Below are 26,153 nucleotides of genomic sequence, written 5' to 3'. Positions count from 1 at the left end.
GTCCTGTCGCAGCCAAAGTGTCGGTGGGTCTGGTCCTGCACGATCCCCGTCCGGGCATGGTTTTGGGCGGCGTGTGGCACGCGCACCCGGACGGAGCCTTGGGTGCGCACACACACACCCCGCTCGTGACGACGATCATACTGGACAGTGGCGGACAGGGCAAATCGGCGCCGGCTCGCCTGGTTGCGGTTGTCGCGTCCAGAGCCCTGGCGAGATTGTTCAAGCCTCTCCCGCGGCAGGGGTGAGCATTTTTTTACTCACCCAGCGTTTCGCCAAGAAGACTTGGTGGCATCGATTGTCATTCAGCGATGAAAGTGCGGCGGAATGCCACACCTCAAAAGTTATCACGGCATGTCACAGAGGTCTATCGCTTCAGCATGGAGACGCATATGCGCGCCCGCATTGAGTTTGATGTTTCTGATCTTCGAGGTATGAGCCCGGAAGACATTGAGGACGTGCTCGAATGCATGGTCCGGGATGGTGGTCTGTCAGCCTTCCTGCGTGGTCGCGCTGTTGACCTGATAGGAGCTGCAACTCCTGATGCGGTTACAGCTGCCCTGGACGGGATCGAGCGGAACCGCGTGCGCCTGGTCGAGCTGGATACGCAGAACGCGGAGCTTGTGGCGCTGATGACCGAGACGGCGCGCGCTACGGAAGCGCACGAGCAAGCGCTCGTAGACCTGGAACGCCGCGTTGCCGAAGGCCAGCGCCAGCTGGCGCTGCTGGAGGTACAGGAACGGCCTGTCGTGCACTGACGGCTGAGGATGGCCTAAGCCTTGACCGGCGTAATGCGGGGGACGAGCGCCAAAAGTTAGGGGCGGGATGCAGATTGCATCCCGCGCCCTATCAACCTATTCTTGCCTGCGGGTCCGGCGGACTTTCACGTCGATGGCCCACCCAAACAGCTTAACGGTCAGAATTACCATACTGGCCTCTCTTGGCTGTTACTGTGCACTACTCCCGGCGTGATTTCCTAGGTCGCCGCCGGGAGTAGGTCCACCATATGAGGGGGCGGTTGTCCCGTCATCTCCTTTCAGATTCTCCGGTCCCGTTTGGCGAGCGGTGTTCATGCGGCTTTGATGAGCGCGCGGGGAACCGTGGTCGCCGTCCAATTGCCCGCGCTGTACTGGACAAGCGAAGGGCGCCCACACCGAGCGCCCTTCGCCGTTTCTGTCCAGTCATGCAACGGCGCGCTGCATGACGCGCTGCACCTGCACGGCGCTCCACTCGCCACCGCGCGCAGTCGGGATGCCACGGCTGTTCAGCTCGGCCGCGATGGCGCGCAGCGTGGCGTGGCCGGCCGCCTGGATGTCGGCGATCACCGGGGAGAGGTCGGAGGCGATCTGCGTGGCCTTGGCCTTCACCGCGGCCGTGGCCGCCTTCTGTCCGGCTCCGGCGACCAGGTGGTGCTTGGCGTTGCGGTCCCACTGGCCGTCACGCGCCACCTTAGCGGCCAGCGCGGCCTTGGTGCGCTCGCTGATAAGGCCGGCCTCCAGCTCGGCGACGGCGGCCATCTGCTGCAACATGAACCGGCCGGCCGGCCCCTTCGGGATCTGCGGCAGGTCACAGAAGATGACCTCCACGTCCTTGTTGTCGATCAACTCCATCAGGAAGCGCTGGTTGCGCGAGAGGCGGTCCAGCTTGGCGATGACCAGCACGGCACGGTGAACACGGCAGGCGGCCAGCGCCTCGCGCAGCGCCGGGCGTTCGTTGTTCCTGCCGGACTCCGTCTCGACGAACTCCTTGTCCGCCGTACGGCCGATGGTGCGTGTGACCGTCTCGCGCTGGGCGTCGATGCCGAGACCGGAACGGCCCTGCCGGTCGGTGCTGACGCGCAGGTAGCTGATGTACTTGCTGCCGGTCTTGCCCATCGTCGCCTCCGTTACACACAATCGCTACGTCCGTTGCGATGAAATGTAACGGAGGCTTGGCTGTTAGAGACCTGCGGTTTTGGAATCGCAGGGATTCGGTTATGGAATCCCTGTCAGCGCGAAGCGCCTTCATCCTCATCGGCAGAGGAATGCTGCAGCGCGCGGTCCCTGCGCGCTGCAGCATTCCTCTGATGCAACAGCACCATCAAGGTCCGGCTCTCTTCGAGAAGCTGCCGGACCTTTTCACGGAGTCTGCGCGAGTGCTCAAACAGTTCTCTGTCGCTCATGCAAGACTCTAACAGCAATGTGGGCAAACTTCATGTCTGTCTGGCGACGTATGTCGATTGTGATTGTGCCTCGTCGAAAGTTCAGGGCTTCGCTATCACGGCCACGTTGATGCCGGGATACATGATTCTGTCGATCGCCGTCTTGAGGTCGGGCAGGTCAGCACCCTTCGAGTAGCGCCCGCGCTCGCCGGGCACCTCATGGCCCGATAGCGCGCTGATGATGTCGGGGTGCACCTGCGACTGGACTAGGGCTGTGATGCTGTTGTGCCTGAGGCTATGGAAGTCCACGCCGTCAAGGCCCACGGCCTTCCGGTAGCGCCCGAACCGCTTGCTGTAGGCGAACCCGTAGCGCTGGGCGATGCCGCCCGGCTCCAGCTCGGGCCAGAGCATCACGTCGCCTTTGCGGCGCCGCTCGGCGACGTATTCCTGGAATCCCAGCTCCAGGGCGACATGATGGACGGGAACCTTGCGCACGGCGGCGAGCGACTTGAGCCGTCGGCCGGGCACCTTGTCGTCGCCGTCACTATCGTCGGCGTGGATGTCGAAGTAGAGGATGCCGTCCTGCTCCTTCACGTCCTCGACACGAAGCTGGGCCAGCTCCTCCAGCCGGCAGGGGTGGAACAGGCCGAGGACGGGCAGCCACCAGTCGGCGTCGCGCACGACGACGGCGCCCGACTCGCTGCGCCTGGTCGTGCTCTTGGCGCCCTGGTAGAGCGGCGAGCTGAACAGGGTCTTAAGCTGCTCGCCGCTCCAGGCGTCGCGCTCCTCATTCCGGCGCACGGTGCGCTTCGGCGCACGGTAGACGGCGCTGGCGATGTTCTCGCGGATGTAGCCCTGAGCGACGCCCCAGCCGAAGAATGAGGACACAAGGTTGGCGTATTTCTTGACGGTCTTGGGCGCCAGAGTCTCTAGCGACGGGTCCGCCTTCGTCATCGCCACCAGCTCGGCGAGCGACTTCCCCTTGAAGGCCGGCTTCTTGCTGCGATGGGCGGGGAGGGCCTGGAGCATCGCCACGAACGACGACACGTCCGTCCGCTCGTAGCGGTCCAGGCGCCTGTCGCCGGCCGACTCGGTGAACAAGGCAAGGGCCTGCTCGGCGTCGTGGGCCATAGACGGGCGCCACGAGCTGGCCTTGATCTTCTCGGCCGAGAACCGCCCCCACGCCTCGGAGAGCGTCGGCAGGCCCTTCTTCTGCCTTTGCGGCTGCCGCTCCGCAGTGAGCGCGCGGGCCAACAGCGGGTCGGACGGACGCACTGTGTAGTCGCCGCCGACGCGCGCAGCCTGGATGCGAGCGGCCTCGGCGTAGGCGCGCAGGACGGCGCGGGAGAGGTCGGCGAAAGCCGGGGAGGCCCGGTCCACGGCGATGCCGTGAGCCTCCAATAGCGCTTGGGCGGCCTCGGCCGCAGCCGAGGTGTCGTTGAACCTCAAGAGCTCCATCGCCCCGTCCGCGCGCCTGTCGGCGCTGTGCTGCGCTTGTTCTAGGTGGTCGATGTCCGAGAAGTCACGTCGGCGTGCGCGGTCGAAATCTTCGACCAGCTCGGCGAAAAACTCCTCGGCGAGCTCGGCGATCTGCTCGCGGTCCAGCTCGGGCTTTCTGGCGATCATCTGGAACAACCGGTCGGTGGCGACGGTGAGGCGCCGAGCCTTGGCGATGGCCTCGGCGTGGGGCAGGGCGCCCAATGAGCGGACAATCTCGCGCTGGCCGCCAAAGCGATCAATGAGGTCCGTGGGAATTCTGCGACGAAAAATCCGCCGGCCGCCGACGCTGCGCAGGAATCGATTCGACACGACACACCTCTCGATGTGTCCACCTAGCCACATTCCGCACGTGGACCGGCCGCGTGGACCGTCGGCGTGGACAACCCCTTCCGGGGCCGTCGCCGAGGTCTGCTTTCACTAGGCCATTGAAATACTTAGGGAAAGTGTGGTGCCGGTTGCAGGGCTCGAACCCGCGACCTTCGGTTTACAAAACCGCTGCTCTACCAACTGAGCTAAACCGGCGCTCCGCTCGCGGCGGGCGCATAACTTAGCGCCCCGCGCCGCCGGGGACAAGCATCAGCTCCGCATTTGCCGGCGCAACGGCATGGGCACCGACGGATCGGTTGCGGGGCAGCCCACGTTGGGTGACAGTTTCACCCAGGGAGGGCCGCGGCGTTGACCGCCCGCAAGCCCGCAGAGACACCCGCAGAGACACCCGCAGAGACACGGTTAGACACAACACACAGGCGCACCGCAAACGCCAACACCGGGAGACGTCATGAAGCCCACATCCGCCTTGTTCGCGCTGGCGCTTGCCGCGTCGACGGCATTGACCGCGCCGACGCTCGCCGGTTCCGCCCTGGCCGCCGAAAGCACGGTGAAGCTGCGGATCCTGGAGACGAGCGATCTGCACGACTCGATCTTCCCGTACAACTACTACAGCGACAAGGAAGACCCCTCGCAGGGGCTGGCGCGCACCGCGACGCTGATCCGCAAGGCCCGGGCTGAGGCGAAGAACACGCTGCTGTTCGGCGACGGCGACACGATCCAGGGCAACCCCCTGGGCGACTATGTGGCGCGCGAGAAGGGGCTGAAGCCGGGCGAGGTGCACCCGGTCTACAAGGCGCTGAACCAGTTGGACTACACGGCCGGCACGCTGGGCAACCACGAGTTTAACTACGGCCTGGACTTCCTGGCGACGGTGATGGCCGGTGCCGCTTTCCCCATCGTCTCGGCCAACGTCTACCGCGCGGATGGTGATGCGGACCCGTCCAACGACAAGCCCTATTTCGAGCAATACCGGATTCTCGAGTCCAAGGTCATCGACGAGGCCGGGAAGGAGCAGGTGCTGAAGGTCGGCGTCATCGGCTTCGCCCCGCCGCAGATCGTCAACTGGGACAAGAGCAACCTGCAGGGCAAGGCGGTCGCCCACGATATCGTGGAGACGGCGAAGGCGCTGGTCCCGCGCATGCGCGCCGAGGGTGCCGACCTCGTCGTGGCGCTGGCCCACAGCGGCCTGTCCGCCGAGCCGCCCCAGGAGGGCGAGGAGAACGCCGCCTATCACCTGACGCAGGTGGAGGGGCTGGACGCCCTGCTGACCGGGCACCAGCACAACGTCTTCCCGGGCCCGATCTACGCCAAGCTGCCCGGCGCGGACATCGAGAAGGGCACGGTGAACGGCAAGCCGGTGGTCATGCCCGGCTTCTGGGGCAGCCACCTCGGCGTCGTGGACCTCGTGCTGGAGAAGGATGGCGGCAAGTGGAAGGTCGCGGATGCCCAGACCGCGACCCGCCCGATCTCCGAGCTGAAGGACAAGCAGCGCGTCGCGTTGGTCGACTCGGACCCGGAGGTGGAGCAGGGCGCCAAGGCAATCCATGAGGAGACGCTCGCCTATGTCCGCAAGCCGGTCGGCGAGACCACCGCGCGCATCCAGAGCTACTTCGCCCTGGTGCAGGACGACCCCTCCATCCAGATCGTCACCAACGCGCAGACCTGGTACGTGCAGCGGCTGGTCAAAGGCACCGACCTGGAAAAGCTGCCGATCCTGTCGGCCGGCGCGCCCTTCAAGGCGGGCGGGCGCGGCGGCGCCGATTATTACACCGATGTGCCGGCGGGGCCGATCGCCATCCGCAACGCCGCCGACCTCTACCTCTACCCCAACACGCTGCGCGCCGTCGTGGTGACCGGCGACGAGGTGCGGGATTGGCTGGAGATGTCGGCCGGCATGTTCAACACCATCGACCCGAAGAAGACGGAGGAGCAGCCGTTGCTGAACGCCGGCTTCCCGTCCTTCAACTTCGACGTCATCGACGGTGTGACCTACGAGATCGACCTCAGCCAGCCCTGGCGCTACGACATGGACGGTAAGGTCGTGCACCCGGAGGCGCACCGCATCAAGAACCTGGCCTACCAGGGCAAGCCGATCGACGGCGCGCGCAAGTTCCTGGTGGCGACCAACAACTACCGCGCCGGTGGCGGCGGCAAGTTCCCGGCGCTCGACGGCAAGAACATCGCCATCGAGGCGCCGGACGAGAACCGCACCGCCCTGATCAGCTACATCTACGACCAGAAGACCATCAACCCGTCGTCCGACGGCAACTGGACCTTCGCCCGGCTGGACGGCAACCCGCTGGTGACCTTCGAGTCGTCGCCCAAGGCCAAGGACGTCCTGCCGGCCGATGGGCGGATCGCCGCGGCCGGCGAGGCCGCCAACGGCTTCGCCAAGTACGCGATCAAGTTCGGGAAGTAGGCAGAGCCTGAAGGGGAGGGTGCGGCGTCAGCGCAGCCGCGCCACCTCGTACAGGGCCACCGCCGCGGCGTTGGAGACGTTCAGGCTGCCGACCGGCCCCTGGGTGGGCAGCCGTGCGATCAGGTCGCACCGCTCCATGGTCAGGCGGCGCAGCCCGCTGCCCTCGGCGCCGAGGACGAGCGCGGTGCGGCCGGTGAGGTTGCACTGGGCCAGCGTCTTGTCGCCCGACTCGGCGAGGCCGACCGTCCAGAAGCCTGCCTGCTGGAGGTCGGCCAGCGCGCGGGCGAGGTTGGTCACGCGCACCAGCGGCACCGCCTCCAAGGCGCCCGACGCGCTCTTGGCCAGCACGCCGGTCGTCTCCGGCGCGTGACGCTCTGTCACCACCACCGCCTTGGCGCCGAAGGCCGAGGCGGAGCGCAGGATCGCGCCGACATTGTGCGGGTCGGTCACCTGGTCCAGCACCACGACCAGGGCCGACGGGTCCGAGTCGGACTCCGCGCAGATGTCCTCGATCCCAACCTCCGGCAGGGGCGCCACGTCGAGCGCCACGCCCTGGTGCACGGCGCCCGGCGGCAGCATGCGGTCAAGGTCCATGCGGTCCGCCGGCATCAGGCCGGGCAGGGTGAGCCCGCGGGCCTTGGCCTGGGCCAGCACCGGCTCCAGCGCCGTGCGTCCCGACTCGGTCGCCATCAGCCGGTGGACGCGCCGCTCTGGGTTCAGCAGGGCCGCGCTGACCGGGTGCAGGCCGTAGAGCAGCACGCCCTGCGCGCCGCGCCCGCCCTGCTGGCGGCCGCCTTGCGAGCGCCCGCCGGACCGTCCTTCTGGCCGCCCCTCCGGACGGCCTTCTTGACGGCCTTCGGCGCTGTTCCTGTGGGCGGACTCCGGGCGGCTGTCGGCTCGGCCGGAAGGGGGGAGGGGCTTGGTCTTGCGGGTCATGGCATCCGGCGGAAGAGGGTGGGGCGCAGCCCCAACGGGCTAATTTTCACATTTCTGGTTTGGACCGCTTCAGACGTGTTGACAAGGCCCGAAAAATTCTCATAGTGCCGAACTCCGCGGCGGGCACGTCCCGCAGCGGACTGAGGAAGGGTGGCCGAGTGGTTAAAGGCAGCAGACTGTAAATCTGCCCGCGTACGCGTACGCTGGTTCGAATCCAGCCCCTTCCACCACTACCGTCCACGGCTTGTCCGTGATCGCATTTCCCGGTCGATAGCGCCGGGCGGGGCGTGGCAGGCGGGTGTAGCTCAATGGTAGAGCAGAAGCCTTCCAAGCTTACGACGGGGGTTCGATTCCCCTCACCCGCTCCAATCCCGCGCGCATAGGGAAACATCGATCTCGGCCGGGCCATTGTGTGCGTCCGGAACGTCGGGAACGAAAGACCAAAGCGATGGCGAAGGCAAAGTTTGAGCGGAACAAGCCGCACTGCAACATTGGCACGATCGGCCACGTCGACCACGGCAAGACGTCGCTGACGGCGGCGATCACGAAGGTGCTGGCCGAGAGCGGCGGCGCGACCTTCACGGCCTACGACCAGATCGACAAGGCTCCGGAGGAGAAGGCGCGCGGCATCACGATCTCGACGGCGCACGTCGAGTACGAGACGACCAACCGCCACTACGCGCACGTGGACTGCCCGGGCCACGCCGACTACGTGAAGAACATGATCACGGGTGCGGCGCAGATGGACGGCGCCATCCTGGTCGTGTCGGCCGCCGACGGCCCGATGCCGCAGACGCGCGAGCACATCCTGCTGGCCCGCCAGGTCGGCGTGCCGGCGCTGGTGGTGTTCATGAACAAGGTCGACATGGTCGACGATCCGGAGCTGCTCGAGCTGGTCGAGATGGAGGTGCGCGAGCTGCTGTCCTCCTACCAGTTCCCGGGCGACGACATTCCGATCGTCAAGGGCTCGGCGCTGTGCGCGCTGGAGGACAAGCAGCCGGAGATCGGCCGTGACGCCATCCTGAAGCTGATGGCCGAGGTCGACCAGTACATCCCGCAGCCGGAGCGTCCGAAGGACCGTCCGTTCCTGATGCCGATCGAGGACGTGTTCTCGATCTCCGGCCGCGGCACCGTGGTGACCGGGCGCGTCGAGCGCGGCATCGTCAAGGTCGGCGAGGAAGTCGAGATCGTCGGCCTGAAGGCGACGGTCAAGACGACCGTGACCGGCGTGGAGATGTTCCGCAAGCTGCTCGACTCCGGTGAGGCCGGCGACAACATCGGCGCGCTGCTGCGCGGCACCAAGCGTGAGGACGTCGAGCGCGGCCAGGTCCTGGCCAAGCCGGGCAGCATCACCCCGCACACCACCTTCAAGGCCGAGGCCTACATCCTGACCAAGGAAGAGGGTGGCCGCCACACGCCGTTTTTCACCAACTACCGCCCGCAGTTCTACTTCCGCACCACGGACGTGACGGGCATGGTGAAGCTGCCGGAAGGCACCGAGATGGTGATGCCGGGCGACAACATCTCCATGGAAGTCGAGCTGATCGCTCCGATCGCCATGGACGAGGGGCTGCGTTTCGCCATCCGCGAGGGTGGTCGCACGGTTGGCGCCGGCGTCGTCGCCTCGATCATCAAGTAAGGGTCTGAGCCGAGCCTCCGCCGCCGATCCCAGGATTGGCGGCGGAGGTTTTTGGCTGATGGGTTGCCCGCTGGCGGTTGGTCTGAAAATCGGTCGAAAGGCCGGTGAAAAGACTGGCAGGTCCCGCGGCGATGCGCTATAAGCTCCGCTCCCCCAAGGGGGGTAGAGCCGGACGGCGTTAGGAGTGTAGCTCAATTGGTAGAGCACCGGTCTCCAAAACCGGGGGCTGGGGGTTCGAGCCCCTCCACTCCTGCCACCCGTCTCCAACAAAAAGTGGGCGCCTAGTTCCGCCCAGAAGACGCACCGGAGCTCGCACGGTCTACGATGGCTAAAGTGAATCCCGCAGAATTCGCGCGCGAGGTCCGCCGCGAGGTGGCCAAGGTGACTTGGCCGACCCGCAAGGAGACCGGCGTGACGACCGCCATGGTGTTCGTCATGGTGGTGGTGGCGGCACTCTTCTTCCTCGTCGTGGACCAGGTTCTGGCGTTCTCCGTCCGAACGATTCTTGGGCTGGGAGCCTGACCGACATGGCCGCGCGCTGGTACGTCGTACACGTTTACTCGGGCTTCGAAAAGAAGGTCTCCCAGTCCATCCGCGAGAAGGCGGCCCAAAAGGGGCTGGAGGACAAGTTCGAGGAAATCCTGGTCCCGACCGAGGAAGTGGTCGAAGTGCGCCGGGGTTCCAAGATCAACACCGAGCGGAAGTTCTTCCCCGGCTACGTCCTGATCAAGATGGATCTGACGGACGAGTCCTGGCATCTCGTGAAGAACACGCCGAAGGTCACCGGCTTCCTGGGCGGCGGCGGCAAGCCACAGCCGATCAGCCAGCGCGAAGCCGAGCGGATCATCCATCAGGTGCAGGAAGGCTTTGAGCGCCCCAAGCCCTCGATCACCTTCGAGGTGGGCGAGCAGGTTCGTGTGAGCGACGGCCCCTTCACCTCCTTCAACGGCGTCGTCGAGGAAGTCGACGAGGAAAAGGCCCGCCTCAAGGTGGCGGTGTCCATCTTCGGCCGCTCCACGCCGGTCGAGCTGGAGTACACCCAGGTCGAGAAGGTCTGAACACACTCGTTTTCCCGAAGCACGTGATGATCAGTCACGTGCTTCTTTCTGCTGCGGAAGGCCCGCCATAGCCGCACCGCAAAACCCCGCGACGCCACACAGGCTATCGTGGCGTCGTATCTGGAGGTTGTGACATGGCAAAGAAAATCGTCGGCTACATCAAGCTGCAGGTCCCGGCCGGCAAGGCGAACCCGTCGCCGCCCATCGGCCCGGCGCTCGGCCAGCGCGGCCTGAACATCATGGAGTTCTGCAAGGCGTTCAACGCCAAGACCGCGGACCTCGAGGTCGGCATGCCGATCCCGGTGGTCATCACGGCCTACGGCGACCGCACCTTCACCTTCGTGACCAAGACCCCGCCGGTCAGCTACTTCCTGAAGAAGGCCGCCAGCCTGGACAAGGGCTCGCAGACCCCGGGCAAGGGCGGTTTCGTCGGCAAGGTGACGATGGACCAGGTGCGCGACATCGCCACCAAGAAGATGAAAGACCTGAACGCCCACGACGTCGAGGCGGCCGCGAAGATGATCGCCGGCTCCGCCCGCTCGATGGGCCTCGAAGTGGTGGAGGGCTGACCCCATGGCCAAGCTCGGAAAGCGCCTGACCGACAGCATCAAGAAGGTCGATCGCGACGCGTTCTACAAGCTCGAGGACGCCGTCACCCTCCTGAAGGGCCTGCCCAAGGCGAAGTTCGATGAGACCATCGAGATCGCCATGAACCTGGGCATCGACCCGCGCCACGCCGACCAGATGGTCCGCGGCGTCGTCAACCTGCCGAACGGCACGGGCAAGACCGTCCGCGTCGCCGTGTTCGTCCGTCCGGGCCCGAAGGCCGACGAGGCCCTGGCCGCCGGTGCCGACATCGTCGGCGGCGACGACCTGGCCGAGAAGATCCTGGCCGGCAACATCGACTTCGACCGCTGCATCGCGTCCCCGGACATGATGGGCGTCGTCGGCAAGCTCGGTAAGGTCCTCGGCCCGCGCGGCCTGATGCCGAACCCGAAGCTCGGCACCGTGACCCCGGACGTCGCCGGCGCCGTCAAGGCCGCCAAGGCCGGCGCCGTGGAGTTCCGCGCCGAGAAGACCGGCATCGTGCACGCCGGCGTCGGCAAGGCCAGCTTCTCGGAAGAGGCCCTGGTGCAGAACATTCGCGCCTTCGTGGACGCGATTGGCCGCGCCAAGCCGACCGGTGCCAAGGGCCAGTACATCGAGAAGGTCTCGCTGTCCTCGACCATGGGCCCGGGCCTGAAGCTCGACCTCGCCACTCTGGCCGCCCAGGCCTGAGTTGCCGTGAGTTTCATCGCCGGGGCCCTCGGTTCCCGGCGATGATCGGGTGTCCCCCTCGCGGGGCGCCCACCCTGTCCAAGACCGCTGGTGCCGGTGCCGCCTATCAAGCGCCGGCTTAATCCCGCCAGAGCAGACAGGAGTTGAACCGTTAACCAAGCGGCCTTGCCGCCAAGGAACGGCTCGAACTTCTGGGACAGGTTCGCCGGAGCCCTGAACCGCTAGGGGAGGGGCTTCTCGTAAACCTCTGTGCAAGGAGGCGATCCGTGGATCGTACACAAAAAGAAGCGACGATCGCGGACCTGCAAACCAAGCTGCAGGACACGGGCCTTGTGGTGGTCACCCGCCATCTCGGCCTGACGGTGGCGGAAGTCACCGACCTGCGCGGCAAGGTGCGGGCCGCGGGCGCTGGCTTCAAGGTGACGAAGAACCGGCTCGCCCGCCGCGCCCTTCTGGGCACGCAGTTCGAAGGCCTGGACGGTCTCTTCAAGGGACCGACCGCGATCGCTTACTCGAAGGACCCCGTCGCGGCCGCCAAGGTGGTGGCCGACTACGCCAAGTCCAACGACAAGCTCCAGATCATCGGTGCCGCTCTCGGCAACCAGGTTCTCGACGCGGAGGGAGTCAAGGCTCTCGCCACGCTCCCGTCGCTGGACGAACTGCGTGCCAAGCTCGTGGGCATGATCCAGACCCCGGCGACTCGCATCGCCGGCGTTCTCCAGGCGCCGGGCGGCCAGGTCGCCCGCGTTCTGGCGGCCTACGCGAAGAAGGACGAGGCGGCCTGAGCCGCTCAAGTCTGACAGTCTACCAAACCCAGAAATTCGAGTTGTTGGAGTATCAAAATGGCTGATCTGCAGAAGCTGGTCGACGATCTCTCGGCCCTGACCGTCATCGAGGCCGCTGAGCTCTCGAAGCTGTTGGAAGAGAAGTGGGGCGTTTCCGCCGCCGCTCCGGTGGCCGTTGCCGCCGCCGCCGGCCCGGCCGCCGCCGCTGCCCCGGTTGAGGAGCAGACCGAGTTCAACGTGATCCTCGCCGACGCCGGCGACAAGAAGATCAACGTGATCAAGGAAGTCCGCGCCATCACCGGCCTGGGCCTGAAGGAGGCCAAGGACCTGGTCGAGGGCGCCCCGAAGAACGTCAAGGAAGGCGTTTCGAAGGACGAGGCCGCCAAGATCAAGAAGCAGCTTGAAGAGGCCGGCGCGAAGGTCGATATTAAGTAAGACCGTCTTGCTGCGACGGATAAGACATATCCACGCCGGACGGCGGCCGGTCCCAGATGGGGCCTGCCGCCGCACGGCGTTTTCTGCCTTCCACCGGACCGGGCTTCCCGGTCCGGCTCTTTCCGTCCCCACCTAGGGGGCGGTTCGCACGATCACCGCCGGACCCCGGTGCCGCTTAGTTTCAATCGAGCCTATCCAGGTCGCGCGTATCCAGGTCGAGCGTACTTCACGATACAGACGTTTGGGGACATCCATGGCCAAATCCTTTACGGGTCGAAAGCGTGTTCGGAAGAGCTTCGGGCGCATCCCGGAAGTCACCCAGATGCCCAACCTCATCGAGGTGCAGCGCAGCTCCTACGACCACTTCCTGCAGATGGATGTGGCGCCGGAGAAGCGCGCCAACCTGGGCCTGCAGGAGGTCTTCCGGTCGGTCTTCCCGATCAAGGATTTTTCCGACCGCGCCGTCCTCGATTTCGTAAAGTACGAGCTTGAGCCGCCGAAGTACGACGTGGAGGAGTGCCAGCAGCGCGGCATGACCTTCGCGGCGCCGCTGAAGGTGACGCTCCGCCTCTCCGTCTTCGACGTGGAAGAGGACACCGGCCTGCGCTCCATCCGCGACATCAAGGAGCAGGACGTCTACATGGGCGACATGCCCCTGATGACGGCGAACGGCACCTTCATCATCAACGGCACCGAGCGCGTCATCGTCTCCCAGATGCACCGTTCGCCGGGCGTCTTCTTCGACCACGACAAGGGCAAGACCCACTCGTCGGGCAAGTACCTCTTCGCCGCCCGCGTCATCCCGTACCGCGGCTCCTGGCTCGACTTCGAGTTCGACGCCAAGGACCTCGTCTACGTGCGCATCGACCGCCGCCGCAAGCTGCCGGCCACCACGCTGCTGTTCGCGCTCGACGGCGCGGACACCGCGGCCCTGCGCGCCGAGCGGAAGGCGTCGAAGAAGGACCTGCTGCCCTATGAGGCGCAGGGCATGTCGAAGGAGGAGATCCTCAACTTCTTCTACGACACCATCACCTATGCGCGCGCGTCCGGCGGCTGGAAGACCCCCTTCAACGCCGACCGCATGAAGGGCGTGAAGATCGCCTCCGACCTCGTGGACGCCGCTTCGGGCCAGGTCGTCGCCGAGGCCGGGACCAAGATGACCCCGCGCCTGATCAAGAAGCTGGTCGAGGGCGGCCTGGCCGAGCAGCTCGTCTCGACCGAGGAGCTTACCGGCCGCTACCTCGCCGTCGACATCATCAACGAACGGACGGGCGAAGTCCTGTTCGAAGCCGGTGACGAATTGTCGGCGAGCGATCTCGACAAGCTGGAGAAGGCCGGCGTCGACGAGCTGCCGGTGCTGGCGATCGACCACCTCAACGTCGGCGCTTACATCCGCAACACGATGGCCGCCGACCGCAACGCGTCCCGCGAGGACGCGCTGATCGACATCTACCGCGTCATGCGCCCGGGCGAGCCGCCGACCCTGGAGTCGGCCGAAGCGCTGTTCGCCGGCCTGTTCTTCGACAGCGAGCGCTACGACCTGTCGGCCGTGGGTCGCGTGAAGATGAACGCGCGCCTGAACTTCAAGACCGACGACCAGATGCGCGTGCTGCGCAAGGACGACATCCTGTCGATCCTGAAGGTCCTGGTAAACCTGAAGGACGGCCGCGGCGAGATCGACGACATCGACCACCTCGGCAACCGCCGCGTCCGCTCGGTCGGCGAGCTGATGGAGAACCAGTACCGCGTCGGCCTGCTGCGCATGGAGCGCGCGATCCGCGAGCGCATGTCCTCGGTCGAGATCGACACGGTCATGCCGCACGACCTGATCAACGCCAAGCCGGCGGCGGCCGCGGTCCGCGAGTTCTTCGGCTCCTCGCAGCTGTCGCAGTTCATGGACCAGACCAACCCGCTGTCCGAGATTACGCACAAGCGTCGTCTCTCGGCCCTCGGGCCGGGCGGTCTGACCCGCGAGCGTGCCGGCTTCGAGGTGCGCGACGTGCACCCGACGCACTACGGCCGCATCTGCCCGATTGAAACGCCCGAAGGTCCGAACATCGGCCTGATCAACTCGCTGGCGACCTACGCCCGCGTCAACCAGTACGGCTTCATCGAGAGCCCGTACCGCAAGGTTGCCGACGGCCGCGTCACCGACGAGGTGGTCTACCTCTCCGCCATGGAGGAGGGGCGCTATGTCGTCGCGCAGGCCAACGCCGAGCTGGACGCTGACAACCGCTTTGCCGCCGACCTCGTGTCGTGCCGGCAGGGCGGGGAATACCTGATGTTCCGGCCCGAGGCGATCGACCTGATCGACGTGTCGCCGAAGCAGCTGGTGTCCGTCGCCGCGGCGCTGATCCCGTTCCTGGAGAACGACGACGCCAACCGCGCGCTGATGGGCTCGAACATGCAGCGCCAGGCGGTGCCGCTGGTCAAGGCCGACGCGCCGCTGGTCGGCACGGGCATGGAGGCCACGGTCGCCCGCGACAGCGGCGTGACCATCGTCGCCAAGCGCAAGGGCATCGTCGACCAGATCGACGCCACCCGCATCGTGGTGCGCGCCACCGACGCGTCCGACAGCACCGCGCCGGGTGTCGACATCTACAACCTGCTGAAGTTCCAGCGCTCCAACCAGAACACCTGCATCACCCAGCGTCCGCTGGTGAAGGTGGGCGACCGCGTGGCGGCCGGCGACATCATCGCCGACGGCCCTTCGACGGAACTGGGCGAGCTGGCGCTCGGCCGGAACGTGCTCGTCGCGTTCATGCCGTGGAACGGCTACAACTTCGAGGACTCGATCCTCATCAACGAGCGCATCGTCAAGGACGACGTCTTCACCTCGATCCACATCGAGGAGTTCGAAGTCATGGCCCGCGACACCAAGCTGGGCCAGGAGGAAATCACCCGCGACATTCCCAACGTCGGTGAGGAAGCCCTCAAGAACCTCGACGAGGCCGGCATCGTCTACATCGGTGCCGAGGTCCGCCCCGGCGACATCCTGGTCGGCAAGGTCACGCCGAAGGGCGAGAGCCCGATGACGCCGGAAGAGAAGCTGCTGCGCGCCATCTTCGGCGAGAAGGCGTCCGACGTCCGCGACACCTCGCTGCGCCTGCCGCCGGGCGTGGCCGGTACCATCGTCGAGGTCCGCGTGTTCAGCCGCCGCGGCGTCGACAAGGACGAGCGCGCGCTCGCCATCGAGCGGGCGGAGATCGAGAAGCTGGCCAAGGACCGCGACGACGAGCGCGCGATTCTGGAGCGCAGCTTCTACACCCGCCTGAAGGAGGTCATCCTCGGCCAGACCGCGCAGTCCGGCCCGAAGGGCATGAAGGCCGGCACGGTGCTGACCGAGGCCGAGTTGGCCAACCTGACCAGGGGGCAGTGGCGCCAGATTTCCATCGACAATGAGCAGGTGATGGAGACGGTCGAGAACCTGGGCAAGGTCTTCGACGACAGCATCCAGGCGCTGCAGAACCGCTTCGAGAACAAGGTCGAGAAGCTGCAGCGGGGCGACGAGCTGCCGCCGGGCGTGATGAAGATGGTCAAGGTCTTCGTCGCGGTGAAGCGCAAGCTGCAGCCGGGCGACAAGATGGCCGGCCGCCACGGCAACAAGGGTGTGGTGTCCCGCATCCTGCCGCAGGAGGACATGCCGTATCTGGAGGACGGCCAGCCGGTCGACCTCGTGCTGAACCCGCTGGGCGTGCCGTCGCGCATGAACATCGGCCAGATCCTGGAGACGCACCTGGGCTGGGCGTCGGCGGGCCTAGGCAAGCAGATCGGCCGCGCCATCGACCAGTACCGCCTCGCGACCAAGGGCAAGGGCGACCCGGCTCAGGGCATCGAGAAGCTGCGGATCACGCTGAAGGACAGCTACGGCGAGAAGATCTACAACGATCAGATCGCCGACATGACCGAAGGCGAGCTGCTGGAGCTGGGCGGCAACCTGCGCAAGGGCGTGCCCTTTGCGACGCCGGTTTTCGACGGCGCCCGCGAGGACGACATCTGCCGCCACCTGGAGATGGCCGGTCTCGACCGGTCGGGCCAGGTGACGCTGATCGACGGCCGCACCGGCGAGACCTTCGACCGCAAGGTCACCGTCGGCTACATCTACATGCTGAAGCTGCACCACCTCGTGGACGACAAGATCCACGCGCGTTCGATCGGCCCATACTCGCTGGTCACCCAGCAGCCGCTCGGCGGCAAGGCCCAGTTCGGCGGCCAGCGCTTCGGTGAGATGGAGGTGTGGGCCCTTGAGGCGTACGGCGCCGCCTACACGCTGCAGGAAATGCTCACGGTCAAGTCGGACGACGTGTCCGGCCGCACCAAGGTCTACGAAGCGATCGTCCGCGGCGACGACAACTTCGAGGCGGGCATCCCTGAGTCCTTCAACGTTCTGGTCAAGGAATTGCGCTCCCTTGGCCTGAACGTCGAGCTGAACCAGCGGTCGTACTGACCCCAAAGACTTGAACTCGCCGGAACGGGAGCCATGTAGGCCCCTTCCGGCGAGAACTGCCCTTAACCGACAACGCGGCGCTGCCAGCGGGAGACGGTCATGAACGAGTTGATGAACATTTTCGGCCAGGTCCAGGGTCCCCAGAGCTTCGATCAGATCCGCATCCAGATCGCGAGCCCCGAGCGGATCCGGTCCTGGTCGTTCGGCGAGATCAAGAAGCCGGAAACCATCAACTATCGCACTTTCAAGCCCGAGCGCGACGGCCTGTTCTGCGCCCGCATCTTCGGACCGATCAAGGACTACGAGTGCTTGTGTGGCAAGTACAAGCGCATGAAGTACCGCGGCATCATCTGTGAGAAGTGCGGCGTCGAGGTGACGCTGTCCAAGGTCCGGCGCGAGCGCATGGGCCACATCGAGCTGGCCTCGCCGGTCGCTCACATCTGGTTCCTGAAGTCCCTGCCGAGCCGCATCGGCCTGCTGCTCGACATGACGCTCAAGGACCTGGAGCGCATCCTCTATTTCGAAAACTACGTCGTCATCGAGCCCGGCCTGACCCCGCTGAAGTTGCACCAGCTCCTCAGCGAGGAGGAGTTCGTCGCCGCTCAGGACGAGTATGGCGAGGACGCTTTCACCGCCTCCATCGGTGCCGAAGCGCTGCGCATCATGCTGTCGGCGCTCGACATGGAGGAGGAGAAGAAGACCTGTCGTGAGGAGCTGCGCGACACCTCGTCCGAGGCCAAGCGCAAGAAGCTCGTGAAGCGGCTGAAGCTGATCGACGCCTTCCTGTCGTCGCAGTCGCGTCCGGAATGGATGATCCTGGAAGTCATTCCGGTGATTCCGCCGGAGCTGCGCCCGCTCGTCCCGCTGGACGGCGGCCGCTTCGCCACGTCCGACCTGAACGACCTGTACCGCCGGGTCATCAACCGCAACAACCGCCTGAAGCGGCTGATCGAGCTGAAGGCGCCGGACATCATCGTGCGCAACGAGAAGCGCATGCTGCAGGAGGCCGTCGACGCTCTGTTCGACAACGGCCGCCGCGGCCGCGTCATCACCGGCGCCAACAAGCGTCCGCTGAAGTCGCTGTCCGACATGCTGAAGGGCAAGCAGGGCCGCTTCCGTCAGAACCTGCTCGGCAAGCGCGTCGACTACTCCGGCCGTTCGGTCATCGTGGTCGGCCCGGAGCTGAAGCTGCACCAGTGCGGCCTGCCGAAGAAGATGGCGCTGGAGCTGTTCAAGCCCTTCATCTACGCGAAGCTGGAGCTGTACGGCCTCGCCTCGACCATCAAGGCCGCCAAGCGTATGGTCGAGAAGGAGCGTCCCGAGGTGTGGGACATCCTCGAAGAGGTTATCCGCGAGCATCCGGTGATGCTGAACCGCGCACCGACGCTGCACCGCCTGGGCATCCAGGCCTTCGAGCCGACGCTGATCGAGGGCAAGGCGATCCAGCTGCACCCGCTGGTCTGCACCGCCTTCAACGCGGACTTCGACGGCGACCAGATGGCCGTGCACGTTCCGCTGAGCCTTGAGGCCCAGCTGGAAGCGCGCGTGCTGATGATGTCGACCAACAACATCCTGTCGCCCGCCAACGGCAAGCCGATCATCGTGCCGTCCCAGGACATCGTCCTGGGTCTCTACTACATCACGATGGAGCGGCCGGGCGAGAAGGGCGAGGGCATGACCTTCGCCAACGTCGGCGAGATCGAGCAGGCGCTGGACGCCAAGGTCGTGACGCTGCATGCCAAGGTGAAGGCCCGCTACAACGGCGTCGACTCGGAAGGCACACCGGTCACCACCATCGTGGAGACCACGCCGGGCCGCATGCTGCTGTCGGAAATCCTGCCGCGCAACCCGGCCGTGCCCTTCGCGCTGATCAACCGCCTGCTGACCAAGAAGGACGTCGGCAATGTCATCGACGCCGTCTACCGCCATTGCGGTCAGAAGGAGACGGTGATCTTCGCCGACCGGCTGATGAAGCTCGGCTTCGGCCACGCCTGCCGCGCCGGCATCTCCTTCGGCAAGGATGACATGGTCATCCCGGAGGCGAAGAAGAAGCTGGTCAATGACAGCAAGGAGCGCGTCAAGGAGTTCGAGCAGCAGTACCTCGATGGCCTGATCACCCAGGGCGAGAAGTACAACAAGGTCGTCGACGTGTGGTCGGAGTGCACCGAGAAGGTGGCCACGGAGATGATGAAGGTCATCTCCGACACCGCCCCGGGCAAGCCGGTCAACTCTGTGTACATGATGGCCCACTCCGGTGCGCGTGGCTCCGCCGCCCAGATCCGCCAGCTGGCGGGTATGCGCGGCCTGATGGCCAAGCCGTCGGGCGAGATCATCGAGACGCCGATCATCTCGAACTTCAAGGAAGGCCTGACCGTGCTGGAGTACTTCAACTCCACCCACGGCGCCCGCAAGGGACTGGCCGACACCGCGCTGAAGACGGCGAACTCCGGTTACCTGACCCGTCGTCTCGTCGACGTGGCGCAGGACGCCATCATCGTCGAGACCGATTGCGGCACCGACAAGGGCATCACGGTCAAGGCGGTCATCGACGGCGGCGAGGTCATCTCCCCGCTGGGCGACCGCATCCTCGGCCGCACGGCGGTGGGCGACCTGATCGACCCGCTGAACGGCGAACTGATCGTGCCGGACGCCGGCCTTATCGATGAGCCGACGGTCGACCGCATCGAGCGGTCGGGCATCGACAGCGTCAAGATCCGCTCGGTCCTGACCTGCGAGACCAAGGACGGCGTCTGCGCCAAGTGCTACGGCCGCGATCTGGCCCGCGGCACGCTGGTCAACGTCGGCGAGGCGGTCGGCGTCATCGCCGCCCAGTCGATCGGCGAGCCGGGCACGCAGCTGACGATGCGCACGTTCCACATCGGTGGCGCGGCGCAGCGCGGCGCGGAGCAGAGCCAAGTGGAGGCGGCGTTCGACGCCACGGTGCGGATCCACAACCGCAACGTCGTCATCAACTCCTCGGGCATCCCGGTTGTCATGGGCCGCAGCACCGAGGTGGTGCTGCTCGACGAGCAGGGCCGCGAGCGGGCGCGCCACCGCGTTCCCTACGGCGCCAAGCTTCTTGCCGACGAGGGTGTGAAGGTCACGCGCGGTCACAAGCTGGCCGAGTGGGACCCCTACACCCTGCCGATCATCACCGAGCGCGAGGGTACCGCCCACTACGTCGACCTCGTGGAAGGCATCTCCGTGCGCGAGGTGATGGACGAGGCGACCGGCATCTCGTCCAAGGTGGTCGTCGACTGGCGCCAGCAGCCGCGCGGTGCGGACCTGAAGCCGCGCATCACGCTGCGTGACGAGCGGGGCGAGGTGATCACGCTCGCCAATGGCCTGGAGGCCCGCTACTTCATGTCGGTGGACGCGATCCTCTCCGTGGAGAACGGCGCCCATGTGAAGGCTGGTGACGTGCTGGCCCGTATTCCCCGCGAGTCGTCCAAGACCCGCGACATCACGGGCGGTCTGCCGCGTGTGGCCGAGTTGTTCGAGGCGCGCCGTCCGAAGGACTTCGCGATCATCTCGGACCTCGACGGACGCGTGGAGTTCGGCAAGGACTACAAGACCAAGCGCCGCATCGTCGTGCGCAACGACGAGACGGGTGACGAGCGCGAGTACCTGATCCCGAAGGGCAAGCACATCTCCGTGCAGGAGGGTGACTATGTCCAGCGCGGCGACCTGCTGATGGACGGCAACCCCGTCCCGCACGACATCCTGTCGGTGATGGGCGTGGAGGCCCTGGCCAACTACCTCATCAACGAGATCCAGGACGTCTATCGACTGCAGGGCGTGAAGATCAACGACAAGCACATCGAGGTGATCGTCCGCCAGATGCTGCAGAAGGTCGAGATCACCGACGCCGGCGAGACCACCTTCCTGGTGGGCGAGCAGGTCGATCGGCAGGAGTTCGACGAGGAGAACGAGAAGACGGTCGGCGAGGGCCTCAAGCCCGCTAGCGGCCATCCGGTCCTGCAGGGCATCACCAAGGCCTCGCTGCAGACCCGGTCCTTCATCTCCGCGGCGTCGTTCCAGGAAACCACCCGCGTCCTCACGGAAGCGGCGGTGTCGGGCAAGACCGACAACCTGGAAGGCCTCAAGGAGAACGTCATCGTCGGCCGCCTGATCCCGGCCGGCACGGGCTCCGTCGTCAATCGCCTGAAGCAGATCGCCGCGGAGCGCGACCGCGAAGCTTCGATCGCTGCTGGAGGCGAGGAAGAGGCGCCGGCCCTGCCGCAGCCGGGCGAGAGCACCGCGGCCTGACGGCCGGCTTTATAGGGTAGGGCAGGGGCGCGTTCGGCAACGGACGCGCCCTTCGCTTTTACGGCGGACCCGCTGCGGCGGACTCGCGGCGCGGGCGACAGCGGTACCCAAAACCGTCATTTGCGCGCTTGACGGAGCAGGGGGCTCCCCATATAGTCCGCGAACTTCGAAAGGACCCTCGGAGCGGCCTGCGTGCTTCTCCCCCCGGCGTCCAATCGAGACCCAAGCGACATTGCCGAAGGACCCGTCCGACGGCGAGCGACCATCGGGCCCGCTCGAAGCCTTCCGGGCTTCGCAGGCGGGCTTTTGCATCGTCCGGCTCTGCCGGACGGTAAATTGATGTCGGCCGGCTTGCACGCCGGGCGATATTATCGAATCGACCGGCTCCGCCGGCCGAGTGACCTGAAGGGATGAAGGGCAGATATGCCGACGATCAACCAGTTGATCCGTAAGCCGCGCGAGCCCTTGGCCGCGCGCAATAAGGTTCCCGCGATGGAGGCGTGCCCGCAGAAGCGTGGCGTCTGCACCCGCGTGTACACCACGACCCCGAAGAAGCCGAACTCGGCTCTGCGTAAGGTCGCCCGCGTTCGTCTGACGAACGGCTTCGAGGTGACCTCCTACATCCCCGGCGAAGGCCATAACCTCCAGGAACACTCGGTGGTTATGATCCGCGGCGGCCGTGTGAAGGACCTTCCCGGTGTCCGTTACCACATCATCCGCGGCACGCTCGATACCCAGGGCGTGAAGGATCGTAAGCAGCGTCGTTCGAAGTACGGCGCGAAGCGTCCGAAGTAAGGAGTATTCACGATGTCCCGTCGTCGTCGCGCCGAGAAGCGTGAGGTCCTGCCGGACGCCAAGTATGGCGACCGCGTTCTGACCAAGTTCATGAACTGCCTGATGCTGGACGGCAAGAAGTCTGCCGCCGAACGCATCGTCTACGGTGCGCTGACCCGCATCGAGACGAAGATCAAGGGCGAGCCCGTCCAGGTCTTCCACGACGCCCTCGCGAACGTGAAGCCGCACCTTGAGGTGCGCTCCCGCCGCGTTGGTGGCGCCACCTACCAGGTTCCGGTCGAGGTCCGTTCGGACCGCGCCCAGGCCCTGGCCATTCGTTGGCTCATCGGCGCTGCCCGCGCCCGCTCGGAAAACACCATGACCGAGCGCCTGTCGGGTGAGCTGATGGACGCTGCCAACCAGCGTGGCACCGCCGTGAAGAAGCGCGAAGACACCCACCGTATGGCGGAAGCCAACAAGGCCTTCTCGCACTACCGCTGGTAAGGCACCCACCGACCCAGGTGCTTGTCATGCCCCGTTCCCACCCTCTCGACCGCTACCGCAACATCGGCATCATGGCTCACATCGATGCCGGGAAGACCACGACCACCGAGCGGATCCTGTACTACACTGGAAAGTCGTACAAGATCGGCGAGGTGCACGAGGGCACCGCGGTGATGGACTGGATGGAGCAGGAACAGGAACGGGGCATCACGATCACGTCGGCGGCCACCACCTGCTTCTGGCGCGACCACCGAATCAACATCATCGACACGCCGGGCCACGTCGACTTTACCATCGAGGTCGAACGGTCATTGCGCGTGCTCGACGGTGCGGTTGCTGTGTTCGATTCCGTGGCGGGGGTGGAGCCTCAGTCCGAGACCGTGTGGCGGCAGGCTGACAAGTACGGCGTGCCCCGCATGTGTTTCGTCAACAAGATGGACCGCACCGGCGCGAACTTCTTCCGTTGCGTCGAGATGATGAAGGAGCGGTTGGGCACCACCCCGCTCGTGGTCCAGTTGCCGATCGGGTCCGAGGCTTCCTTCGTGGGCGTCGTCGATCTGATCGCGATGCGCGCGATCGTCTGGAAGGAAGAGACGCTCGGCGCCGAATTCTACTACACCGACATTCCCGAGGACCTGCGGGCCCAGGCGGCCGAATACCGGCAGGCGCTGATCGACACCGCGATCGAACTCGACGACGCGGCGACGGAGGCATACCTGGAGTCCGGCGAGGAGCCCTCGGTCGAGACGCTGAAGGCCTGCATCCGCAAGGGCGCCATCGGCCTGAAATTCGTGCCCGTCCTCTGCGGCTCCGCCTTCAAGAACAAGGGCGTGCAGCCGATGCTGGATGCCGTGGTGGACTATCTGCCGGCCCCAGTGGACGTCGGGGCGGTGAAGGGCCACAAGGTCAACAGCAACGAGGCCGACGAGCGCGCGCCGGACGACGCAGAGCCGTTTTCCGCCCTTGCCTTCAAGATCATGAACGACCCCTTCGTCGGGTCGCTGACCTTCGTGCGGGTCTATTCCGGCAGCGTCGAGGCTGGGAGCACGGTGCTGAATCCCTTGAAGGGGGAGCGCGAGCGCATCGGCCGCATGCTGCTGATGCACGCCAACAGCCGCGAAGAGATTTCCGACGCCCACGCCGGCGACATCGTCGCCTTCACCGCGCTGAAGAGCACGACGACCGGCGACACGCTGTGCGATCCCGCCAAGCCCATCGTTCTGGAACGGATGGAGTTCCCGGAGCCGGTGATCGAGGTCGCCGTCGAGCCGCGCTCCAAGGCCGACCAGGAGAAGATGGGCATGGCGCTCGCGCGCCTCGCCCAGGAAGACCCGTCCTTCCGGGTTGCCGTCGACCACGAGTCCGGGCAGACCGTCATCAAGGGCATGGGCGAGCTGCACCTGGAGATCATCGTCGACCGCATGAAGCGGGAGTTCAAGGTGGAGGCGAACGTCGGCGCGCCGCAGGTGGCGTACCGCGAGACCATCACCAAGACCGCCGAGGTCGACTACACCCACAAGAAGCAGAGCGGTGGCACCGGGCAATTCGCCCGCGTGAAGCTCGTCTTTTCGCCGTTGCCCGCCGGCGAGGGCTTCGTCTTCCAGAACAAGGTGGTCGGCGGCGCCGTGCCGAAGGAGTATGTGCCGGGCGTCCAGAAGGGGCTGGACTCCGCCATGAACAGCGGCGTGGTCGCAGGATTCCCGGTGATCGACCTGAAGGCCGAACTCGTGGACGGCGCGTTCCACGATGTCGACTCCTCGGTGCTCGCCTTCGAGATCGCGACGCGCGCGGCCATCCGCGAGGGTCTGCAAAAGGCCGGCCCCACGCTGCTGGAGCCGATCATGAAGGTTGAGGTGGTGACGCCGGAGGACTACATGGGCGACATCATCGGCGACCTGAACAGCCGCCGCGGACAGGTCATGGCCATGGACCAGCGGGGGAACGCCCGTACGATCACCGGCATGGTTCCGTTGGCCAACATGTTCGGCTATGTGAACACGCTGCGCTCCATGAGCCAGGGGCGGGCGCAGTACACGATGCAGTTCGACCACTACGAGCCGGTGCCGCAGGCCATTGCGGACGACGTCCGCGCCAAGATGGCCTGATACCGCTGGAACGACAAAGAGACGGAGAGCACACACCATGGCGAAGGCAAAGTTCGAGCGGAACAAGCCGCACTGCAACATTGGCACGATCGGCCACGTCGACCACGGCAAGACGTCGCTGACGGCGGCGATCACGAAGGTGCTGGCCGAGAGCGGCGGCGCGACCTTCACGGCCTACGACCAGATCGACAAGGCTCCGGAGGAGAAGGCGCGCGGCATCACGATCTCGACGGCGCACGTCGAGTACGAGACGACCAACCGCCACTACGCGCACGTGGACTGCCCGGGCCACGCCGACTACGTGAAGAACATGATCACGGGTGCGGCGCAGATGGACGGCGCCATCCTGGTCGTGTCGGCCGCCGACGGCCCGATGCCGCAGACGCGCGAGCACATCCTGCTGGCCCGCCAGGTCGGCGTGCCGGCGCTGGTGGTGTTCATGAACAAGGTCGACATGGTCGACGATCCGGAGCTGCTCGAGCTGGTCGAGATGGAGGTGCGCGAGCTGCTGTCCTCCTACCAGTTCCCGGGCGACGACATTCCGATCGTCAAGGGCTCGGCGCTGTGCGCGCTGGAGGACAAGCAGCCGGAGATCGGCCGTGACGCCATCCTGAAGCTGATGGCCGAGGTCGACCAGTACATCCCGCAGCCGGAGCGTCCGAAGGACCGTCCGTTCCTGATGCCGATCGAGGACGTGTTCTCGATCTCCGGCCGCGGCACCGTGGTGACCGGGCGCGTCGAGCGCGGCATCGTCAAGGTCGGCGAGGAAGTCGAGATCGTCGGCCTGAAGGCGACGGTCAAGACGACCGTGACCGGCGTGGAGATGTTCCGCAAGCTGCTCGACTCCGGTGAGGCCGGCGACAACATCGGCGCGCTGCTGCGCGGCACCAAGCGTGAGGACGTCGAGCGCGGCCAGGTCCTGGCCAAGCCGGGCAGCATCACCCCGCACACCACCTTCAAGGCCGAGGCCTACATCCTGACCAAGGAAGAGGGTGGCCGCCACACGCCGTTTTTCACCAACTACCGCCCGCAGTTCTACTTCCGCACCACGGACGTGACGGGCATGGTGAAGCTGCCGGAAGGCACCGAGATGGTGATGCCGGGCGACAACATCTCCATGGAAGTCGAGCTGATCGCTCCGATCGCCATGGACGAGGGCCTGCGTTTCGCCATCCGCGAGGGTGGTCGTACGGTCGGCGCCGGCGTCGTCGCCTCGATCATCAAGTAAGTCGCTTTGCGGGAAGGGGAGTCGGCGCACGCCGGCTCCCTTTTTTTGCGTTTACCGGATAAATCCGAAGGGCCGTGGCGCCCGCCGTTGTCAATCCGCCATCTCTCTGTCACAGGAGGGAAAATGTGGGTTGACACCAAGGCGGCTTGGGCCTACACGTTACGCCCTCTGGAATTAAGGGTTGGTGGTAGGCACGTCCGGCCTAGACGCAGCCCGATGACGAACGGCATCGCGGGTTTAGAACCGTGCTCAGGTGCTGCCAGGAACATCCGTCCGCATGGAAGTGCGGGGGATGTTCTTTTTCGTATC

General features: G+C 65.8%; 19 protein-coding genes and 4 tRNA genes. 18 read left to right on the top strand and 5 right to left on the bottom strand.

Annotated elements, in window-relative coordinates; genetic code table 11:
• Nucleotides 1-389 precede the first annotated feature (389 nt).
• Complete coding sequence (locus tag M2351_RS10320) at nucleotides 390-755, top strand: hypothetical protein (RefSeq protein ID WP_264655987.1); 366 nt, start codon at nucleotides 390-392, stop codon at nucleotides 753-755.
• A 423-nt stretch (nucleotides 756-1,178) separates the two neighbouring features.
• Here M2351_RS10320 and M2351_RS10315 read toward each other — a convergent pair whose 3' ends face one another.
• The 4 genes from M2351_RS10315 to M2351_RS10300 form a co-directional block, all read right to left on the bottom strand.
• Nucleotides 1,179-1,871, bottom strand: coding sequence for a recombinase family protein (locus M2351_RS10315; protein WP_264655986.1), 693 nt, complete (start codon nucleotides 1,869-1,871; stop codon nucleotides 1,179-1,181).
• Nucleotides 1,872-1,984: 113 nt separating this feature from the next.
• Nucleotides 1,985-2,158 carry a hypothetical protein gene (locus M2351_RS10310; protein ID WP_264655985.1) on the bottom strand — a complete coding sequence of 58 codons (174 nt, stop codon included), beginning with the start codon at nucleotides 2,156-2,158 and terminating at the stop codon, nucleotides 1,985-1,987.
• 81 nt (nucleotides 2,159-2,239) lie between these two features.
• Nucleotides 2,240-3,946 carry a DUF6538 domain-containing protein gene (locus M2351_RS10305; RefSeq protein ID WP_264655984.1) on the bottom strand — a complete coding sequence of 569 codons (1,707 nt, stop codon included), beginning with the start codon at nucleotides 3,944-3,946 and terminating at the stop codon, nucleotides 2,240-2,242.
• A 137-nt stretch (nucleotides 3,947-4,083) separates the two neighbouring features.
• Nucleotides 4,084-4,159: transfer RNA gene (locus M2351_RS10300), tRNA-Thr, on the bottom strand.
• A 256-nt stretch (nucleotides 4,160-4,415) separates the two neighbouring features.
• Between M2351_RS10300 and M2351_RS10295 the strand changes: the two genes are divergently transcribed.
• Nucleotides 4,416-6,386: a bifunctional 2',3'-cyclic-nucleotide 2'-phosphodiesterase/3'-nucleotidase gene (locus M2351_RS10295; RefSeq protein WP_264655983.1), complete on the top strand. Its 1,971-nt coding sequence runs from the start codon at nucleotides 4,416-4,418 to the stop codon at nucleotides 6,384-6,386.
• Nucleotides 6,387-6,413: 27 nt separating this feature from the next.
• On the opposite strand, the gene rlmB is transcribed toward M2351_RS10295, so the two are convergent.
• Nucleotides 6,414-7,322 carry a 23S rRNA (guanosine(2251)-2'-O)-methyltransferase RlmB gene (gene rlmB, locus M2351_RS10290; protein WP_264655982.1) on the bottom strand — a complete coding sequence of 303 codons (909 nt, stop codon included), beginning with the start codon at nucleotides 7,320-7,322 and terminating at the stop codon, nucleotides 6,414-6,416.
• A gap of 144 nt (nucleotides 7,323-7,466) precedes the next feature.
• Here rlmB and M2351_RS10285 point away from each other — a divergent pair.
• From M2351_RS10285 to tuf (M2351_RS10210), 16 genes are all read left to right on the top strand, one after another.
• A tRNA-Tyr gene (locus M2351_RS10285) sits at nucleotides 7,467-7,552 on the top strand.
• A 64-nt stretch (nucleotides 7,553-7,616) separates the two neighbouring features.
• Nucleotides 7,617-7,690: transfer RNA gene (locus M2351_RS10280), tRNA-Gly, on the top strand.
• A gap of 80 nt (nucleotides 7,691-7,770) precedes the next feature.
• Nucleotides 7,771-8,961 carry an elongation factor Tu gene (gene tuf / locus M2351_RS10275; RefSeq protein WP_264655976.1) on the top strand — a complete coding sequence of 397 codons (1,191 nt, stop codon included), beginning with the start codon at nucleotides 7,771-7,773 and terminating at the stop codon, nucleotides 8,959-8,961.
• Between the two features lie 180 nt (nucleotides 8,962-9,141).
• Nucleotides 9,142-9,217, top strand: a tRNA-Trp gene (locus M2351_RS10270).
• 68 nt (nucleotides 9,218-9,285) lie between these two features.
• Nucleotides 9,286-9,483, top strand: a complete 198-nt coding sequence (secE, locus tag M2351_RS10265; RefSeq protein ID WP_209773871.1) for a preprotein translocase subunit SecE — start codon at nucleotides 9,286-9,288, stop codon at nucleotides 9,481-9,483.
• A 5-nt stretch (nucleotides 9,484-9,488) separates the two neighbouring features.
• Nucleotides 9,489-10,019: a transcription termination/antitermination protein NusG gene (gene nusG / locus M2351_RS10260; protein ID WP_209773870.1), complete on the top strand. Its 531-nt coding sequence runs from the start codon at nucleotides 9,489-9,491 to the stop codon at nucleotides 10,017-10,019.
• Between the two features lie 134 nt (nucleotides 10,020-10,153).
• Complete coding sequence (gene rplK, locus M2351_RS10255; protein WP_209773868.1) at nucleotides 10,154-10,588, top strand: 50S ribosomal protein L11; 435 nt, start codon at nucleotides 10,154-10,156, stop codon at nucleotides 10,586-10,588.
• 4 nt (nucleotides 10,589-10,592) lie between these two features.
• Complete coding sequence (gene rplA, locus M2351_RS10250; protein ID WP_209773865.1) at nucleotides 10,593-11,297, top strand: 50S ribosomal protein L1; 705 nt, start codon at nucleotides 10,593-10,595, stop codon at nucleotides 11,295-11,297.
• 266 nt (nucleotides 11,298-11,563) lie between these two features.
• A complete protein-coding gene (rplJ, locus tag M2351_RS10245) occupies nucleotides 11,564-12,082 on the top strand; it encodes a 50S ribosomal protein L10 (protein ID WP_264655981.1) in 519 nt (172 codons plus the stop codon).
• A gap of 57 nt (nucleotides 12,083-12,139) precedes the next feature.
• Nucleotides 12,140-12,517, top strand: coding sequence for a 50S ribosomal protein L7/L12 (gene rplL, locus M2351_RS10240; protein ID WP_264655980.1), 378 nt, complete (start codon nucleotides 12,140-12,142; stop codon nucleotides 12,515-12,517).
• Nucleotides 12,518-12,770: 253 nt separating this feature from the next.
• Nucleotides 12,771-16,964, top strand: coding sequence for a DNA-directed RNA polymerase subunit beta (gene rpoB / locus M2351_RS10235; RefSeq protein WP_264655979.1), 4,194 nt, complete (start codon nucleotides 12,771-12,773; stop codon nucleotides 16,962-16,964).
• 99 nt (nucleotides 16,965-17,063) lie between these two features.
• A complete protein-coding gene (gene rpoC, locus M2351_RS10230) occupies nucleotides 17,064-21,233 on the top strand; it encodes a DNA-directed RNA polymerase subunit beta' (protein ID WP_264655978.1) in 4,170 nt (1,389 codons plus the stop codon).
• A gap of 423 nt (nucleotides 21,234-21,656) precedes the next feature.
• Nucleotides 21,657-22,028 carry a 30S ribosomal protein S12 gene (gene rpsL, locus M2351_RS10225; protein WP_012973201.1) on the top strand — a complete coding sequence of 124 codons (372 nt, stop codon included), beginning with the start codon at nucleotides 21,657-21,659 and terminating at the stop codon, nucleotides 22,026-22,028.
• A gap of 12 nt (nucleotides 22,029-22,040) precedes the next feature.
• On the top strand, nucleotides 22,041-22,511 hold the full coding sequence (gene rpsG / locus M2351_RS10220; RefSeq protein ID WP_209773845.1) for a 30S ribosomal protein S7: 471 nt from the start codon (nucleotides 22,041-22,043) through the stop codon (nucleotides 22,509-22,511).
• A gap of 26 nt (nucleotides 22,512-22,537) precedes the next feature.
• The gene (gene fusA, locus M2351_RS10215) at nucleotides 22,538-24,616 is read left to right on the top strand and encodes an elongation factor G (RefSeq protein ID WP_264655977.1); all 2,079 of its coding nucleotides are present in this window, start codon (nucleotides 22,538-22,540) and stop codon (nucleotides 24,614-24,616) included.
• Between the two features lie 37 nt (nucleotides 24,617-24,653).
• Nucleotides 24,654-25,844, top strand: a complete 1,191-nt coding sequence (tuf, locus tag M2351_RS10210) for an elongation factor Tu (protein WP_264655976.1) — start codon at nucleotides 24,654-24,656, stop codon at nucleotides 25,842-25,844.
• Nucleotides 25,845-26,153 lie beyond the last annotated feature (309 nt).

This window comes from Azospirillum canadense, from assembly GCF_025961225.1.
GTDB classification, from domain to species: domain Bacteria; phylum Pseudomonadota; class Alphaproteobacteria; order Azospirillales; family Azospirillaceae; genus Azospirillum; species Azospirillum canadense.
The sequence above is the reverse complement of the archived record's forward strand: the minus strand, read 5'-3'. Positions and strand labels throughout refer to the sequence as shown.